Genomic DNA, 16,008 nt, shown 5'->3' on the forward strand with positions numbered 1-16,008 from the left:
TTATGGAGGATTAGCTCAGCTGGGAGAGCATCTGCCTTACAAGCAGGAGGTCACAGGTTCGAGCCCTGTATCCTCCATTCCGAGTCGTTAGCTCAGTTGGTAGAGCATCTGACTTTTAATCAGAGGGTCGACGGTTCAAGCCCGTCACGACTCATGGCCCCATTTTGCGGGTGTGGCGGAATTGGCAGACGCGCTAGATTTAGGTTCTAGTGTTTTCGGACGTGTGGGTTCAAGTCCCACCACCCGTATTCGCCAATAATATATACCATATTTACATCTTGCCGATTTAGCTCAGTTGGTAGAGCATCTGTCTTGTAAACAGGGGGTCGTACGTTCAAATCGTATAATCGGCATTTCATATCTTGCGGAAGTAGTTCAGTGGTAGAACATCACCTTGCCATGGTGGGGGTCGCGGGTTCGAATCCCGTCTTCCGCTTTCATTACTTGCCGGGGTGGCGGAATTGGCAGACGCACGGGACTTAAAATCCCGCGGTTGGTTTCAACCGTACCGGTTCGACTCCGGTCCTCGGCATTTAGTGATGCGCCCTTAGCGCAACTGGATAGAGTGTCTGACTACGAATCAGAAGGTTGAAGGTTCAAATCCTTCAGGGCGCATATCCCGGGAAGTGGCTCAGTTTGGTAGAGCACCTGGTTTGGGACCAGGGGGTCGCAGGTTCGAATCCTGTCTTCCCGATTGTAATCATTACACAACGGTTACATTTGTTGGCGGTGTAGCTCAGCTGGCTAGAGCGTCCGGTTCATACCCGGGAGGTCGAGGGTTCGATCCCCCCCGCCGCTATTCGCTAGAGCTTGGACCTTTAGCTCAGTTGGTTAGAGCAGACGGCTCATAACCGTCCTGTCGTAGGTTCGAGTCCTACAAGGTCCATAAAGTATGGAACTAATTTGTACTTTTATTTATTAATAATCGCGGGATGGAGCAGTCTGGTAGCTCGTCGGGCTCATAACCCGAAGGCCGGTGGTTCAAATCCACCTCCCGCAATATGGTCCATTGGAGCAGTGGTTTATCTCGTCTCCCTGTCACGGAGAAGATCATCAGTTCAAATCTGATATGGACCGTAGGATGGCTCGGTAGCTCAGTCGGTAGAGCAAAGGATTGAAGCTCCTTGTGTCGGCGGTTCGATTCCGTCCCGCGCCATTTTTATTCGTGCGGGTATGGTTTAGTGGTAAAACGAAAGCCTTCCAAGCTTTAGTCGCGAGTCCGATTCTCGTTACCCGCTTTTTGGGGCCTATAGCTCAGCTGGTTAGAGCGCACGCCTGATAAGCGTGAGGTCGATGGTTCAAGTCCATTTAGGCCCATTGTGGAGACTTACTCAAGTGGCTGAAGAGGCGCCCTTGCTAAGGGTGTAGATCGGGTTATTCTGGTGCGAGAGTTCGAATCTCTCAGTCTCCGCTTAAAAAGACTCATAACAGTTGATGTTATGAGTTTTTTAATTGCTTTATGTTCGCTAAAAGTTCGAGAGCTGTTTTTTTGCAATTTTATGGGTATGGGGTGCATTTCACTTAACTAAATTCCACCTATGGCAGTTTAGTGGTATAACGCATTCTAAGGCCTATAAACTGGATTGCAGATACTTTTCTGAAACAGTCATGTGAGAGTTCTTATCTTGTATTTCTAGAGGCAATAAAAGGGATAAGCGGCTTAAAGCAAAAATATTCAACTTTTTGCACAAAAGTCTTGCATGATTAACCATAATCCTGTATTATAAATAACGTTGTGAATCAGGAACTTAAAAGGATTTGCAAAATCAACGAAGTAAAAAAATAGTTGACTTTTGCTAATAAGTTCGGTATTATAATTAAGCGTCTTATGACGTAAGAACGATAATGACGACCCGTTGGTCAAGTGGTTAAGACATCGCCCTTTCACGGCGGTAACATGGGTTCAAATCCCGTACGGGTCATTACCATTCTTTGGTATATTTACAATTGGAGGATTACCCAAGTGGCTTAAGGGGACGGTTTTGAAAACCGTTAGACGGTCTTGCCGTGCGTGGGTTCAAATCCCACATCCTCCTTTATTAATAATCGCGGGATGGAGCAGTCTGGTAGCTCGTCGGGCTCATAACCCGAAGGCCGGTGGTTCAAATCCACCTCCCGCAATATGGTCCATTGGAGCAGTGGTTTATCTCGTCTCCCTGTCACGGAGAAGATCATCAGTTCAAATCTGATATGGACCGTAGGATGGCTCGGTAGCTCAGTCGGTAGAGCAAAGGATTGAAGCTCCTTGTGTCGGCGGTTCGATTCCGTCCCGCGCCATCAGCCTGGAGGAGTAGCGAAGTGGCTAAACGCGGCGGTCTGTAAAACCGCTCTCTCTGAGTTCGGCGGTTCGAATCCACCCTCCTCCATAATAGGGATATAGTATAAAGGTAGTACATCGGTCTCCAAAACCGCTAGTGTGGGTTCAATTCCTACTATCCCTGTTTAACTTCATGGCGGAATTGGTGAAGGGGTTAACACACCGGTTTGTGGATCCGGCATACATGGGTTCGAATCCCATATTCCGCCCTAGCATTGGGATATAGCCAAGCGGTAAGGCACTAGACTTTGACTCTATTATGCGCTGGTTCGAATCCAGCTATCCCAATCTATTATTAATAAAATTCGATGGCGGTGTAGCCAAGTGGTAAGGCAGAGGTCTGCAAAACCTTAATCGTCGGTTCAAATCCGATCCCCGCCTTTATCGGTTCACTCATTGAACTGTTAATTTTAAAATATTGCCATGGCGGTGTGGCGGAATTGGCAGACGCGCCAGACTCAAAATCTGGTGTCCGTTGAGGACGTATCGGTTCGACCCCGATCACCGCTATTATCAAAGCAGCTCTTTTTAAGGGCTGCTTTTGTTTTGGCCGTTATTTTTATATATAAAAATTGCACAAGATTGGTGTAATCTTTATAATACCTTTTATGGAGGTATTCAGATGAATATAGGTATTTTTACCGATTCATATTTTCCACAAATTAGTGGTGTTGCAACTTCGATTAAGACGTTGAAGGATGCTTTAGAAAAGCAAGGACATAATGTGTTTATCTTTACTACTACCGACCCTCATGTCAAAAAGGGGACAGTAGAAGCCAATGTTTTTCGGTTTAGCAGTGTCCCTTTTATTTCATTTACAGATAGACGTGTGGCCTATAGGGGGTTCTTTGAAGCGACGAAAGTGGCGAAGGAAGTTAAACTGGATATTGTACACACACAAACTGAATTTGCTTTGGGAATGATTGGTAAATATGTGGCTCACCAACTAAAAATTCCAGCAGTTCATACATATCACACTATGTATGAAGATTATCTGCATTACGTCTTAAATGGGCATTTGCTTAGACCATATCATGTTAAGCAGTTTACTAATGTTTACTTAAAAAACATGGATGGCGTTATTGCCCCGAGTAAGCGCGTAGAAGCTCTTTTAAAGCGTTATAAGGTAAATATACCTATGAGGGTCATACCGACCGGTGTGGACGTAAATAGCATTAATAAACCAGCTACATTTGATGTAAGAGAAGAACTAGGAATACCAACTGATGTTCCAGTTTTATTAACATTAAGCAGAATAGCTGAAGAAAAGAAAATCGATCGTATTCTAAATGTGATGCCAGAAATTATAGACGAATTTCCTAAGGTACAGTTGGTGATATCTGGAGACGGTCCAGATCTTGAAGTATTGCAGGAGCAAGTAGAACGATTAACGCTCGAAGATAATGTCATATTTACCGGTGATATACCTCATGAAGATGTGGGTTCATACTACAAAATGGCAGATCTTTTTGTTTCCGCAAGCGATACCGAAACACAAGGATTAACTTATATTGAAGCCTTAGCTTCTGGTACCAGGTGTGTTGTTTATGATACTGATTACACTGAGCAGGTATTTGACAATGATGACTTTGGCAAAGTCTTTAATGGCTCCAGTGAAATGCGTGGAGAAATACTTTCATATCTGAGACAAGGACGCAAGCCAATACCGACGGATAAGCTAGCTGCTAAACTAGATCAAATATCTGCAAAAAGGTTTGCCAGTTCTGTTTACCAATTTTATCAAGATGCAATTGCAAATTACCAAAAGGATCTCAAAGAAAAAATAAATGATTAGAATAAATATGTTTTCACAAGCAGCTTCTGTTAAAGGTCAAGGTGTTGGTTCAGCATATACAGAACTTATTCGCCTGCTTAGGACGCACCTAGTGGACAAATTTTATGTGACTAATAATAAATATGGTAAAAGTGATTTAACGCACTACCATACTGTTAATCCAACTTATTTTGCTAACAGCTTTTCTCCAGCAAGAGGGCGAAAAATTGGCTATGTTCATTTTTTACCTGAGACACTTGAGGGTTCAGTAAAATTGCCCTCTCTAGCTAAAAATGTCTTTTACAAATATGTAATAGATTTTTACAAAAGAATGGATGAAATAGTCGTTGTTAACCCAATTTTTATTGATAAGTTAGTCAAATACGGTATCAAACGCGAAAACGTTAAGTATATTCCTAATTTTGTAGCTAAAAACGAATTTTATCCGGAAAGTCAGGAAAAAAAGAATTCGTTTCGCCATCAATTAGGTATTCCGCTTGATAAATTTGTTGTTTTTGGAGACGGTCAAGTACAGGCGCGTAAGGGTGTCGATGATTTTGCCAAAATGGCGAAAGCTAACCCTAATATTCAATTTATCTGGGCTGGCGGTTTTTCTTTTGGCAAAATAACTGACGGTTATGACCACTTTAAGAAGTTAGTGGCAGAACCTCCGCAAAACCTAAAATTTACAGGAATTATTGATCGGCAAAAGCTAGTAGATTATCTGAATATTGCAGATTTATTTCTCTTGCCTTCTTATGATGAATTATTCCCAATGTCCGTATTGGAAGCATTTAGCTGCAACACTCCCGTTTTATTGCGTGACCTTGATTTATATGAGGCAATAATTAGCGGCTACTACATGAAAGGCTCAGATTTTGCGGAAATGAATAGGCAGTTGCAATTAGCAGCACAGGATCATGCAATTTTAAATAAATACAGCAAGCTGTCTCAAGAGGCAAGTGCAAAATATTCTGAAGATAATCTCGCTCAAATATGGGATGATTTTTATCACGAACAATATGAAATTGGTAGAAAATTAGGACAAATTCACTGATGAATAAAAAACACTTATGGGGCGTAGCCATAGTACTCATAATTAGTGGGATTGTTTTATACGTTGACTTAAAGGGCACTCCGGTTGCGCAGCTAGAGCAGGCAGCTCGTAATATCAATGTTATCGCATTAATCGCCGTATTTGGGTTAATGCTGCTGTCTTATATTTTTGAAGCCAGCATTTTAGCTGTTCTCAGTAAACGTAAAAATGAGCCGCAGCGCTCAAAATGGTCTTTTTTCAGAATTCCGTTAATACAGGCTCTTTTTAATGCTATCACGCCAATGTCAACTGGTGGGCAGCCCTCACAACTAGCTGCTATGATCCAAATGGGTATTGAAGGCGGTCGAGCAACTTCACTGCTACTCATGAAATTTATTATTTACCAGATAGTAGTTTTTTTGGCTTATGTAACGACAATTATTACTGGCTTTCACATGGTGGCAACTAAATTTTCCGGGTTAGCTTTTTTTATTGCTATCGGGTTTTTAATTCATGTGACTTCTATTTTGTTTTTACTGGCAATTCTATTTGCTTACAATTGGACCAAAAATGCTGCTAACTGGCTAATGGACCTACTTGCTAAATTTCTAAATCCAGATCGGGTTAACGTTTGGCGTAAAAATACACTTGAAAAGATTGATACGTTTTATCATGAGAGTCAAAAGTTAAAAAAAGAGCAGGGAAAATTAATAGTTTGTGCTGTTCTCACTGTCTTGCAGCTTTTGTGCTTCTATTCTATTCCCTACATGATTCTAGTAACACTAAATGTTCCGGCAGACTGGGCAAGTGTGACCCAGATGAATATTATGATTATTATGTTCATGGCGATTATACCGATTCCAGGTGCTTCAGGTGGTGCCGAATATAGTTTTCAGACTCTTTTTGCCACCTTTATTTCTACAAACGGAACTTTAATTGTCGGGATGTTTTTGTGGCGTTTTGTGACCTACTTTTTTGGGATGATTTTAGGGATTTTCGGCTGGATATTTAAGCCCCAAAAAGTCGTGAGCCCAATAAATGATTAATTTTTATTAAAATATCTGCACTTATTCGCAGTTAAGGGTAAGATATAAGCTTAGTGAGAGGAGAATAGGATGACACGTATCAGGTCTTTTCTGCAATGGCTGACCGAAACCAAACTAGGCTTTTTTACTATCGTTTTAGGAACTTTTTGGTTAAAGACATACGTAATTTATCTAACAAAGTTTAACTTAGGTGCAGAGGGTGCAATGCAGAATTTTCTGCTGTTTTTAAATCCTTTGCCAAGCGGACTACTTTTGCTAGGAATCGGTCTTTTCTTTAAGGGTAGAAAGTCATATTGGATTATGATTATGATTGATTTCATACTCAGTTTGTGGTTATTTGCCAATATTCTTTATTACCGCGAATTTTCCAACTTTTTATCGTTATCAATTATAAAAACTTCCGGTTCAACTGCTGATAATCTTGGCAAAAGTATTGTTGGAATAACTCGAGTAACAGATTTTTTAACTTTTATTGACATTGCGGCGATCATTGCTCTGATGTGCTTTAAAGTAACTAAATACGATTTGCGTCCATTAAAGCTGAAGTTTAATCTTTTGCTTGAAGGAATTGCCATCCTTCTAATTGGGATTAACCTGCTGATGGCACAAAAAGACCGTTCAGGCTTGTTAACTAGAACATTTGATAATAGTTACATTGTTAAATACTTGGGTATGAATGAATACGCAGTATATGATGCGTTTAAAACTGCTCAAACTAGCGAACAAATGGCCAAAGCAAATGTTTCTGACTTACAATCTGTGAAAAAGTATCTGAAAGTCAATTATGTTAAGCCTAATAAAGCATATAGCGGTGTTGCCAAAGGCAAAAATGTGATGGTCATTCACCTTGAAAGCTTTCAACAGTTTTTAATAGACTATAAGTGGAAGGGCAAGGAAGTAACGCCTAATCTGAATAAGTTATATCATGCTAAAAACACGCTTAGTTTTGCTAATTTTTATAATCAAGTAGGACAAGGCAAGACTTCTGATGCTGAAATGATGCTTGAAAATTCCCTTTTTGGGTTGCAATCAGGTTCAGCGATGTCTAGTTATGGTACTTCTAATACCTTTGAAAGTGCCCCCGCTATCTTGAAGCAGCAACAAGGATATACAACTGCGGTTATGCACGGTGGGGCTGGCTCTTTTTGGAACCGCAACAATGCATACAAACAGTTTGGCTATGACTATTTCATGCCACTGTCATATTATGAAAACAAGCCCAAATATTATATAGGATACGGCTTAAAAGATAAGATTTTCTTTTCTCAATCCATTAAGTATATTGAGCGTTTGCCACAACCTTTTTATCTTAAGTTAATTACAGTGACCAATCACTATCCCTATGATTTGGATAAGAAGAACCAGTCAATTGCTAAAACCGAAACTGGTGATGAAACTGTAGATGGCTACGTACAGACAGCCCGCTACTTGGATCAGGCAATAGGTCAATTAATGCGGTGGCTGAAAAAAACGGGTCTAGATAAAAATACCATGCTCGTTTTGTATGGCGACCATTATGGCATTTCAGGCAATCACCATAAGGCGAGTGCAGAATTACTTAAGCAGGATGAATTTAATAATTTTGATAATTTAAAATTTCAGCGGGTGCCGTTAATGATACATCTGAAGGGTTTAAGAGGCGGGGTCAAGAAAACCTACGGGGGCGAAATTGACGTCTTGCCAACCCTGCTTAACTTGCTGGGGATAAGCAACAAGGGGACCATTCAATTTGGGCATGATTTGTTAAGTAAAGATGCACCACAAATAGTGGCACAACGTAACGGTGATTTTATAACGCCAAAATATGCTAAAGTGGGAAGCACTTATTATGATACTAAGACTGGGCAAGAAATAATTAAGCCTGACAAGAAACTAAAAACAGAGTTGATTGCGTTGTCAAATAAGGTTACTACTCAGCTTTCTTTGTCTGATCGTGTTATTGCCGGCAATCTTTTACGATTTTATAAGCCTAAATGGTTTAAAAAAGTTAAACCACAAGATTATGACTATAATGAACAGAAGGCATTAAAGCGGTTATATGCAAAAAATAAAACTTCTTTGTGGTATAAAAATCATCAAAAAACAACACAAAATAAATTTAAAACAGATGCTCCTGAGCTCAGAAAATAATACTCGAAATTAAATCTATTTTGTGCTAAAATTTATCAGTAACGTATCTGTATATTGGAGGCAGCGCATTGTACAATTTATTTATGACGCTACTAATTATTGTTTCAATCTTAATCGTTATTGCGACAATGATGCAGCCGCAAAAGCAGCAAGATGCATTGAATGCACTCTCTGCCGGTGCAGTTTTTAGTGGTCAAACGAAGAAACGTGGTTTTGAAGCATTTATGGAAAAGGTTACCGCGGTTTTACTGGTTCTCTTTTTCGCTTTTGCTATAGTATTAGCTTATTTGTCTTCAAAATAACTATTGATTCCTCCCGCTCTCAAACGATGGGAGGACTTTTTTTATCTTTTATTAAGGAAATGGAGTTAAGTGCATGGCACAAAACGAGAATATCTTAGCCAATGTTTTAGAGATTTTTCGTCATAATCCTAAAAAACAATATCAAGTAGAGCAAATTGACCGTATGTTGCGCCGAGACAGGCTTGGCAGTTTTTCAGATATGGTTAAAGCCTTATCCTACCTTGAGCAAAAAAAGAAAATAATTACTGATGGCAACGGTCATTACCAATTGGCTGAAGAAAATACTGAAGTTGAGGGTGACTTTAAAGCCAACAGTAAGGGTTTTGGCTTTGTCAAACTGGATGATGAAGAAGCAGACGATATCTTCATTGCCCGAGATTATACCGCATACGCTGTAGATGGTGACCGCGTTAAAGTTAAAATAACTGCTGGTGGCAATCCTTGGAATGGTAAAGGACCTGAAGGACAAATTATAGAAATTCTTGAGCGTGGCACTAAAACACTTGTAGGTGAATTCCATCCTTTAACAGATGCTCAAGTAAAAATCAGTCACTTTATCGGTTATGTCTTAAGTGCAAATAAAAAACTTGCCAATTACCGGGTTTATGTCAAACAGGATAGTTTACATCCGCAAAAAAGCGATATTGTCAAAGTTTCCATTTCAAGTTATCCCGATAAAGATAATCCGGACTCAATGACTGGTGTTGTTACTAATATCATTGGTAATAAAAACTTACCTGGTGTTGATATTATGGCAATTGTTTCAGAACATGATGTTCGTACGGAATGGTCTGAAGACGCACTTACACAATCTAATGCCATTCCAGATCGGGTTACTGAAGCCGAAATGGCAGACCGCGAAGACATTCGGGATCAGCCTGCAGTTACGATTGATGGTGATGATTCCAAAGACTTTGACGATGCAGTTGTTTTATGGAAATTGCCGAATGGTAATTTCCATTTGGGTGTTCATATCGCTGATGTTGCTCATTATGTTCAGGAAAATTCCCCATTGGATAAAGAAGCTTTTACCAGGGGTAACAGTACCTATTTAGTTGATCGGGTGATTCCCATGTTGCCATTCAGATTGTCTAATGGGATTTGTTCTTTAAACGAAGGTCAAGATCGACTGGTATTATCTTGTGAGATGGAAATTTCACCTGCAGGCGAAAGAGTTAATTACCGCATTCATCCTTCTGTTATGCGGTCACATGGTCGTATGACCTATAACAATGTTAATAAGGTTTTGGATCCTGAAAACCATGAGCAACTGGAGGGAAAATACGTTAAACTTGCTCCAATGCTGCAAGAAATGGCAGAATTGCATAACGTGTTATACCAAAAAAGACATCAGCGTGGTGCAATTGACTTTGAAGAACCTGAGGCAAAAATTATAGTTGATGACCAAGGCAAGCCAACTGATATTGTATTGCACGATCGCGGTATTGCCGAAAAAATGATTGAATCTTTCATGTTGCTGGCAAATGAAACTGTTGCTGAAGATTTTTATCGTAAACACGTACCATTTTTATATCGTGTACATGAAACACCTGATGGTGAACGCATCAAGAGCTTTTTTGAATTTTGCAGTGCTTTTGGTCTACATATTACAGCTGATCCTAATCATGTTAAGCCAATTGACTTGCAAAAAGTAGTAGCCAAAACCACGGATACACCTGAAGAAGCAGTTGTGCAGATGATGATGCTACGTAGCTTAAAGCAGGCGCATTATTCAGAAGAACCGTTAGGACACTTTGGCCTTGCCGCCAAGTACTACACTCACTTTACTTCACCGATTAGGCGGTATTCTGATTTAATGGTGCACAGAATGATTCATGCTTATAGTGAAAAAGGGACAAATCAGAAGGTGCAGGATCATTTTGCCAATTATTTACCAGAAGTGGCAGATCAAACTTCAACTCAAGAAAGAGTATCTGTTGATACTGAAAGAGAAGTAAATGATTTAAAGATGACTGAATTTATGGCAGATAAGGTGGGAGACCACTTTGATGCTGTTGTATCTTCGGTAACTAGTTTTGGAATGTTTATTCAATTACCAAATACAGTTGAAGGATTAATTCATATTTCAAATTTGACTGATGATTTTTACAGTTATAATGAAAAAAGTATGACTTTAACTGGTCGGGGTACTCATAAACAATATCATGTGGGGATGCCGCTAAAAGTGACCCTCACTAATGCTAATGTTGAACAGCACCAGCTTGATTTTGAAATTTATGATCCCAACGCACCTAAGAAGCGGCATAATAGTGGCGGTTTTAAAAATGAAAGACGTGGTAATCGCGGATTTCGCAACGATCATGCCCATAAGGGTCACTATCGCAACAATTTTCAAAAAAATGGCAATCATCCACACTTAAGTAGATATAAACATTAGGTTGAAAAATTGAAAAAAGAACAAAATGATAATTTAATTGCTCAAAACAAGAAAGCACACCATGATTATTTTATAAAAGATACCTATGAAGCGGGAATTGCTTTAACGGGAACTGAAATTAAATCTGTGCGAGCACGACGTATTAATTTACGCGACGGCTATGTGCAAGTTATTAATGGTTCAGCCTTCTTAGAGAATGTTCATATTAGTGAATATAAGCAAGGTAATCGTTATAATCATGAGCCTCTGCGCAGTAGAAGATTACTTTTGCATAAAAAAGAAATTGCCCGTCTAGCTAAAGATCAGTCTGCCCGCGGAATCGCGATTATACCTTTAAAAGTGTATTTAAAACATGGTTTTGCCAAGGTTCTGATTGGTGTTGGTCAGGGAAAGAAAAAATATGACAAACGAGAAACCATTAAGAGGCGAGATCAAGATCGTGAATTGCGACGACGTTATAAAATATAAATAAACGGTTTAATTAGATTCTAGTTGAACTGTTTTTTAATTTTCTAAATGATCAATACTTAACAACATGCTGAATTTTAAGGCCAAAATAGTAAATGCAGCTTGCTTAATAGCGGTTTCATCATGCGATATTAAAGGTAATTATTGTGATTTATTTATTAAAGTTGGCAGATAAAAAAGCAAAAAGTTAAAAAATTTATGTTATCTTTACTAAATACCTTTGCAATATTGCCTATAATTTATTAATATTATTAATGTGTATATGACTGATTTTATTAGATTGTAATGCTTAAATGTAATGCTTAAATTTGTAACTTTAGGTGAAGCGTAAACAAGTGAGTATTTGAAAATAGAGTTTTTTTTGATTATTTCTACCTGTATTTGAAATTCTAGAGAAATTTTGTTTGAAAAGTAGGGTATTTTGTAATGCTCTTTTTATATGTAAGGATTTGAATCGGAATGGAATTTAATAATGTATATAACCATGAAAGGGTTACTCGCAAGTTTACTAGTAGAAAAGTTAATGAAAAGTTACTTGCCAAAATTATCAAAAAAGCACAGCTTTCCCCGTCACTACTTAATTCACAGCCCTGGAAGGTCTATATGATAACGGGTGATGCCCTAGATGCTTTAAAAAAGGAAGTAAAGGCTCAGATTGATAATAATGTTGAGCCTCATGAAGATTTCGTTAAAATGTTATCGCTAGATTGGGATTCTTATCCTAGTCAAAATATGGCTGCAGTCGGTGCATCACAACCTTATTTTTTTAATAATAAGATGGAACTCTTTTCCGAAGCTAATGATAACATGTTTAACGCTCAGGACATTGCCTTTCTTACTATTCCCAGAACATCTCCGGTTTGGTCTGTTTATGATTTAGGTATTTTTTCTCAAAGTATAATGTTGCTGGCGCTTGATGAAGGTTTATCTATTATGCCGGCACACTCAATGGTTTCATATCCTGAATTAGTCCGCAAATACGGCAAAATTCCAGAAGATGAATTGGTAGGCATGGCAATTGGACTGGGCTATCAGGACAATGTCGCTGAAGTGAATGACCCCAAGTTTTATCCGGACCGTTTGCCTTTTGAAAAAATATACAAATTAGTTAAATAGAGAAGTAATTTATTAAAATAAAGCGCTATTAATGATAAAATGTTAAATAAGAAATTTAAAAGGTGATAATTAATTAAAGGTGATATAAATTTTGAGTACGTCCCAAATAGTTACTAATCTAATAGCAACTTTAGTGATCTTTGTTTTTGCGGCTTTCTTTGTAGCTGCAGAATTTGCTTTGGTTCAAACAAGACCAAGCCAACTTGAGGATATGTTGTCGAATAAGATCGGCAGCCAGCGCAAAGTAAAGCGCGCTTTGCATATGACCCATAATTTAAATGAATATCTCTCTACCACCCAAGTAGGTACAACCTTGGTCGGAGTTGTTTTAGGTTGGTTTTCAGCTGATACTTTGGCTGCTTTGTTTGAACGGGCGTTTAATATGATGGAGCTTAATCATTCAGTTATCCGTTCAATCAGTGCAATATTAGGGGTAATCTTACTGACTTATTTAGAAGTTGTAGTTACGGAAATTGTTCCCAAGAATATTGCAATTGATATGCCAGTGAAAATATTGCTTAAGATTGTTACTCCACTGCAATTGTTCCATACTTTAGTTTATCCTTTTGTTTGGTTGCTCAATACCAGCTCAAACGGCTTACTGAAAATGTTAGGTTTTGATCCAGCTGATGAGGAAAATCAAGTATATTCCCAGTCAGAAATAATTAAATTATCTCGTAAGGCTGTCCACGGCGGCTCTCTTGATAAAAACGATTTAACCTACATGAAGCGTGCCTTCGAGCTGAACGATAAGATTGCCAAAGACATCATGACTGATAGAACCCGTTTAGTTGTCATTAATTCAACGGATACTATTAAACAGGCGTTAAAGTTGTATCTTGATGAGGGACAAAGCAGGATTCCCGTTGTTCGAGATAACAATAAGGATGATATTGTAGGATACGTTTATGCGTTCGATGTTGTTCAGCAGAGTAAGATTGATGAGCAAGTCCCTGTCACTCGTATTATTCGCACGATGATCACGGTACCAGAGTCAATGCCTATTCAGGATATTCTGCAGTTAATGATTAAGAAACATACGCCCATTGTATTGGTTGTAGATGAATACGGTGGTACCAGCGGTATTGTCACAGATAAAGATATCTACGAAGAATTATTTGGAACTGTAAAAGACGAAATTGATGATGTTTCTGATGACTATATAATCAAGGACAAGCAAAATAATATCCATGTTTCTGGTAAAACTACTCTTTATGATTTTGCCCGTTATTTTAGAACGGACATCAAGAGTTTTCAGGATAGCGATATTATAACTATTGGTGGTTATATGATGGAGCATTATCCTAATCTCAAAAAAGGCGATAAAGTTGAGTTGGAGAACTTTGAGTTTAAACTTGACGATATTGAGCAGGGCTTTATGCGTTGGTTTATTGTTAAAGACTTAGGCAAAAAAGCAGATGTCCCTAAAGAAGAATAAAATATTAAAAAGGAGTTGACTTAACGACAACTCCTTTTATTTATTTATTATTAACTAATTTAATAATTTCAGGTTTCAGTACACCAATGTAACGCAAGTTACGGTAATAATTCATAAAGTCCAATCCATAACCTACAACAAACTCATTGCCAACTTTTGAACCATAATATTCGACTTCAACGTCACTTGTCCTATTGGCTTCTTTATTAAGCAAAACGCAACACTTGACACTTTTAGCTCCGCGTTTTTTGAGCAAATTCTTCATGTATTCCAATGTAAGACCGGTGTCAACAATATCTTCAACAATTAAAACGTCACGATCTTTAACATCAGTAGCCAAATCTGAAATAAGTTTAACTTCTCCAGATGATTCCATTTCATCACCATAGCTGGAAACATCAAGAAAATCAATTTCCGCTTTGACATCCATTTCCCTAACCAAATCGGTTAAAAAGAAAATAGCTCCTTTAAGTGCACCTACAATTAAAGGCTTCTTACCAGCATAGTCAGCAGTAAGCTGTTTGCCCAGCTTAACACACATATTATGGATGTCTTCTTCAGTAAACAATTTATGATCAATAATACTATTAATGTTGTCGGTTTTTGGCATTTATCTACCCTTCATTTAAAACAATCTAAATTCCTAATAAATTTGATTATATCATTTTTTGGTCAAAAAAACAGATTATTTTTGTCAATTTACGTAATTTATGGAGCTAATTACGTACAAAAAGTATATATATTGTTAAAAGCAGTTGGATTATTTGCAAATCAGTTTAAAGCACTAGTTTAATTGACTGTGACTTTGGTACAATGAAAGATAAGATATTTTAAGTGAAAGGCCGAATAAAATGGATAAAAAACAAGAAATAAAGATGCTTAAAGCTTTTTCAAACGCTAATTCAACATCGGGATTTGAAGAAGAATTTGTTAAGCTTTTTACTGAAACTGTACATGACTTCGCTAATGTCAAGGTTGACGGCATGCTCAATGTGTATGCCAGTAAAAAAGAGAATAAGCCGGATCGACCAGTTATCCAGCTTGATGCGCACTCTGACGCTGTCGGCTTTATTACGCAAGCAGTTCGTCCCAACGGAATGATTAAGTTTGTTCCACTTGGCGGCTGGGTAAAGTATAATATTCCAGCTTTACGCGTTAAGATTAAGAACCGTGCTGGTGAATATGTGCCGGGAGTTGTTGCTACTAAACCACCGCATTTTATGACAGAAGAAGAAAGAAATAATGTCCCTGATGTAGCTGATATGTCAATAGATGTTGGCTCTAGTTCTCGTGCTGAAACTATTAATGATTATCAAATTGATACTGGCTGTCCTATTTTTGTTGATGTGAAGTGCGAATACAATGAAAAAACCGGCTTATTTTTCGGAAAAGACTTTGACGATCGCTTTGGTGCTGCTGCCATGGCAGATGTCCTTGATAATTTAAACGGTGAAGAAACTGATTTTAATGTCGTAGCGGCACTTTCAAGTCAGGAAGAAGTTGGTTTGCGCGGAGCTTATGTGACTGCCAGAGCTATCAAGCCAGATTTAGCAATTGTCCTTGAATCATGCCCAGCAGATGATACATTTACACCAGATTGGCTGTCACAAACAGGATTAAAACGTGGTCCGATGCTGCGTGATATGGATACGTCGTTTTTACCAAACCCTAAGTTTCAACAGTATGCTTGTGCTATGGCTGATCAAAATCATATTCCGTATACTCGTTCTGTTAGAACTGGTGGCGGTCAAGATGGTGCTGCGATTTACTATGAAAATGGCGCCCCGACAATTGTTATCGGCATTCCAGTGCGTTATGAACATTCGCCATATTGCTTTAGCGCCTATAGCGATTTTAAAGCTGCTGTTGATCTGACAGTAGCCATTATCCGTGATTTGACTAAGGAAAAATTAGCTAGTTTTAGTCAATTTTAATCAGTCTAAAAAAACTATCTTCAAAATTGACCAGAAAAATTATTTAACT

At 38.4% G+C, this 16,008-nt stretch carries 11 protein-coding genes and 27 tRNA genes; 37 read left to right on the forward strand and 1 reads right to left on the reverse strand.

What is annotated here, in order from left to right:
• The first annotated feature begins 4 nt into the window (after window positions 1-4).
• The 36 genes from JF73_RS02160 to JF73_RS02335 all read left to right on the forward strand — a co-directional run bounded on the left by JF73_RS02160 (window position 5) and on the right by JF73_RS02335 (window position 14,025).
• A tRNA-Val gene (locus JF73_RS02160) sits at window positions 5-77 on the forward strand.
• A 4-nt stretch (window positions 78-81) separates the two neighbouring features.
• Window positions 82-154 (forward strand) — tRNA-Lys (locus JF73_RS02165).
• 12 nt (window positions 155-166) lie between these two features.
• Window positions 167-248, forward strand: a tRNA-Leu gene (locus JF73_RS02170).
• Window positions 249-280: 32 nt separating this feature from the next.
• A tRNA-Thr gene (locus JF73_RS02175) sits at window positions 281-353 on the forward strand.
• A gap of 11 nt (window positions 354-364) precedes the next feature.
• Window positions 365-436, forward strand: a tRNA-Gly gene (locus JF73_RS02180).
• A gap of 10 nt (window positions 437-446) precedes the next feature.
• A tRNA-Leu gene (locus tag JF73_RS02185) sits at window positions 447-532 on the forward strand.
• A 9-nt stretch (window positions 533-541) separates the two neighbouring features.
• Window positions 542-615 (forward strand) — tRNA-Arg (locus tag JF73_RS02190).
• 5 nt (window positions 616-620) lie between these two features.
• Window positions 621-694 (forward strand) — tRNA-Pro (locus JF73_RS02195).
• A gap of 31 nt (window positions 695-725) precedes the next feature.
• Window positions 726-799, forward strand: a tRNA-Met gene (locus JF73_RS02200).
• A 13-nt stretch (window positions 800-812) separates the two neighbouring features.
• Window positions 813-886, forward strand: a tRNA-Ile gene (locus tag JF73_RS02205).
• A 40-nt stretch (window positions 887-926) separates the two neighbouring features.
• Window positions 927-1,000, forward strand: a tRNA-Met gene (locus JF73_RS02210).
• Between the two features lie 3 nt (window positions 1,001-1,003).
• Window positions 1,004-1,077, forward strand: a tRNA-Asp gene (locus JF73_RS02215).
• A 6-nt stretch (window positions 1,078-1,083) separates the two neighbouring features.
• Window positions 1,084-1,156, forward strand: a tRNA-Phe gene (locus tag JF73_RS02220).
• Between the two features lie 11 nt (window positions 1,157-1,167).
• Window positions 1,168-1,238: transfer RNA gene (locus JF73_RS02225), tRNA-Gly, on the forward strand.
• Window positions 1,239-1,243: 5 nt separating this feature from the next.
• A tRNA-Ile gene (locus tag JF73_RS02230) sits at window positions 1,244-1,317 on the forward strand.
• A 4-nt stretch (window positions 1,318-1,321) separates the two neighbouring features.
• Window positions 1,322-1,411, forward strand: a tRNA-Ser gene (locus JF73_RS02235).
• 439 nt (window positions 1,412-1,850) lie between these two features.
• Window positions 1,851-1,922: transfer RNA gene (locus tag JF73_RS02240), tRNA-Glu, on the forward strand.
• A 27-nt stretch (window positions 1,923-1,949) separates the two neighbouring features.
• Window positions 1,950-2,036: transfer RNA gene (locus JF73_RS02245), tRNA-Ser, on the forward strand.
• An 11-nt stretch (window positions 2,037-2,047) separates the two neighbouring features.
• Window positions 2,048-2,121, forward strand: a tRNA-Met gene (locus tag JF73_RS02250).
• 3 nt (window positions 2,122-2,124) lie between these two features.
• Window positions 2,125-2,198, forward strand: a tRNA-Asp gene (locus JF73_RS02255).
• Between the two features lie 6 nt (window positions 2,199-2,204).
• Window positions 2,205-2,277, forward strand: a tRNA-Phe gene (locus tag JF73_RS02260).
• A gap of 7 nt (window positions 2,278-2,284) precedes the next feature.
• A tRNA-Tyr gene (locus JF73_RS02265) sits at window positions 2,285-2,366 on the forward strand.
• Window positions 2,367-2,370: 4 nt separating this feature from the next.
• Window positions 2,371-2,441: transfer RNA gene (locus JF73_RS02270), tRNA-Trp, on the forward strand.
• Window positions 2,442-2,453: 12 nt separating this feature from the next.
• Window positions 2,454-2,526: transfer RNA gene (locus JF73_RS02275), tRNA-His, on the forward strand.
• A 7-nt stretch (window positions 2,527-2,533) separates the two neighbouring features.
• Window positions 2,534-2,605: transfer RNA gene (locus JF73_RS02280), tRNA-Gln, on the forward strand.
• 22 nt (window positions 2,606-2,627) lie between these two features.
• Window positions 2,628-2,698 (forward strand) — tRNA-Cys (locus JF73_RS02285).
• Window positions 2,699-2,742: 44 nt separating this feature from the next.
• Window positions 2,743-2,827, forward strand: a tRNA-Leu gene (locus JF73_RS02290).
• A 112-nt stretch (window positions 2,828-2,939) separates the two neighbouring features.
• The gene (locus JF73_RS02295) at window positions 2,940-4,112 is read left to right on the forward strand and encodes a glycosyltransferase family 4 protein (RefSeq protein WP_046326809.1); all 1,173 of its coding nucleotides are present in this window, start codon (window positions 2,940-2,942) and stop codon (window positions 4,110-4,112) included.
• Complete coding sequence (locus tag JF73_RS02300; protein WP_046326810.1) at window positions 4,105-5,148, forward strand: glycosyltransferase family 4 protein; 1,044 nt, start codon at window positions 4,105-4,107, stop codon at window positions 5,146-5,148. The genes JF73_RS02295 and JF73_RS02300 overlap by 8 nt, the downstream gene beginning before the upstream one ends.
• Window positions 5,148-6,173 (forward strand): lysylphosphatidylglycerol synthase transmembrane domain-containing protein, encoded by a 1,026-nt coding sequence (locus JF73_RS02305; protein WP_046326811.1) that lies wholly within the window; start codon window positions 5,148-5,150, stop codon window positions 6,171-6,173. Before JF73_RS02300 ends, JF73_RS02305 begins: the two co-directional genes overlap by 1 nt.
• A 69-nt stretch (window positions 6,174-6,242) precedes the next feature.
• Entirely contained in the window at window positions 6,243-8,303 is a 2,061-nt protein-coding gene (locus JF73_RS02310) for an LTA synthase family protein (RefSeq protein ID WP_046326812.1), read from the forward strand.
• Window positions 8,304-8,371: 68 nt separating this feature from the next.
• Window positions 8,372-8,605 carry a preprotein translocase subunit SecG gene (secG, locus tag JF73_RS02315; RefSeq protein ID WP_046326813.1) on the forward strand — a complete coding sequence of 78 codons (234 nt, stop codon included), beginning with the start codon at window positions 8,372-8,374 and terminating at the stop codon, window positions 8,603-8,605.
• A 73-nt stretch (window positions 8,606-8,678) separates the two neighbouring features.
• Window positions 8,679-11,003, forward strand: a complete 2,325-nt coding sequence (rnr, locus tag JF73_RS02320; protein WP_046326814.1) for a ribonuclease R — start codon at window positions 8,679-8,681, stop codon at window positions 11,001-11,003.
• A gap of 9 nt (window positions 11,004-11,012) precedes the next feature.
• On the forward strand, window positions 11,013-11,471 hold the full coding sequence (gene smpB, locus JF73_RS02325) for an SsrA-binding protein SmpB (protein WP_046326815.1): 459 nt from the start codon (window positions 11,013-11,015) through the stop codon (window positions 11,469-11,471).
• A 459-nt stretch (window positions 11,472-11,930) separates the two neighbouring features.
• Window positions 11,931-12,587: a nitroreductase gene (locus JF73_RS02330; RefSeq protein WP_046326816.1), complete on the forward strand. Its 657-nt coding sequence runs from the start codon at window positions 11,931-11,933 to the stop codon at window positions 12,585-12,587.
• 91 nt (window positions 12,588-12,678) lie between these two features.
• Window positions 12,679-14,025 carry a hemolysin family protein gene (locus JF73_RS02335; RefSeq protein ID WP_046326817.1) on the forward strand — a complete coding sequence of 449 codons (1,347 nt, stop codon included), beginning with the start codon at window positions 12,679-12,681 and terminating at the stop codon, window positions 14,023-14,025.
• Window positions 14,026-14,065: 40 nt separating this feature from the next.
• Here the strand turns inward: JF73_RS02335 and hpt are convergent, their stop codons facing one another.
• Window positions 14,066-14,635, reverse strand: a complete 570-nt coding sequence (gene hpt / locus JF73_RS02340; RefSeq protein ID WP_046326818.1) for a hypoxanthine phosphoribosyltransferase — start codon at window positions 14,633-14,635, stop codon at window positions 14,066-14,068.
• Between the two features lie 241 nt (window positions 14,636-14,876).
• Here hpt and JF73_RS02345 point away from each other — a divergent pair, with 241 nt between their 5' ends.
• On the forward strand, window positions 14,877-15,959 hold the full coding sequence (locus tag JF73_RS02345) for a M42 family metallopeptidase (protein WP_038521577.1): 1,083 nt from the start codon (window positions 14,877-14,879) through the stop codon (window positions 15,957-15,959).
• Window positions 15,960-16,008 lie beyond the last annotated feature (49 nt).

The sequence above is a fragment of the Lactobacillus helsingborgensis genome, assembly GCF_000970855.1.
GTDB lineage: Bacteria > Bacillota > Bacilli > Lactobacillales > Lactobacillaceae > Lactobacillus > Lactobacillus helsingborgensis.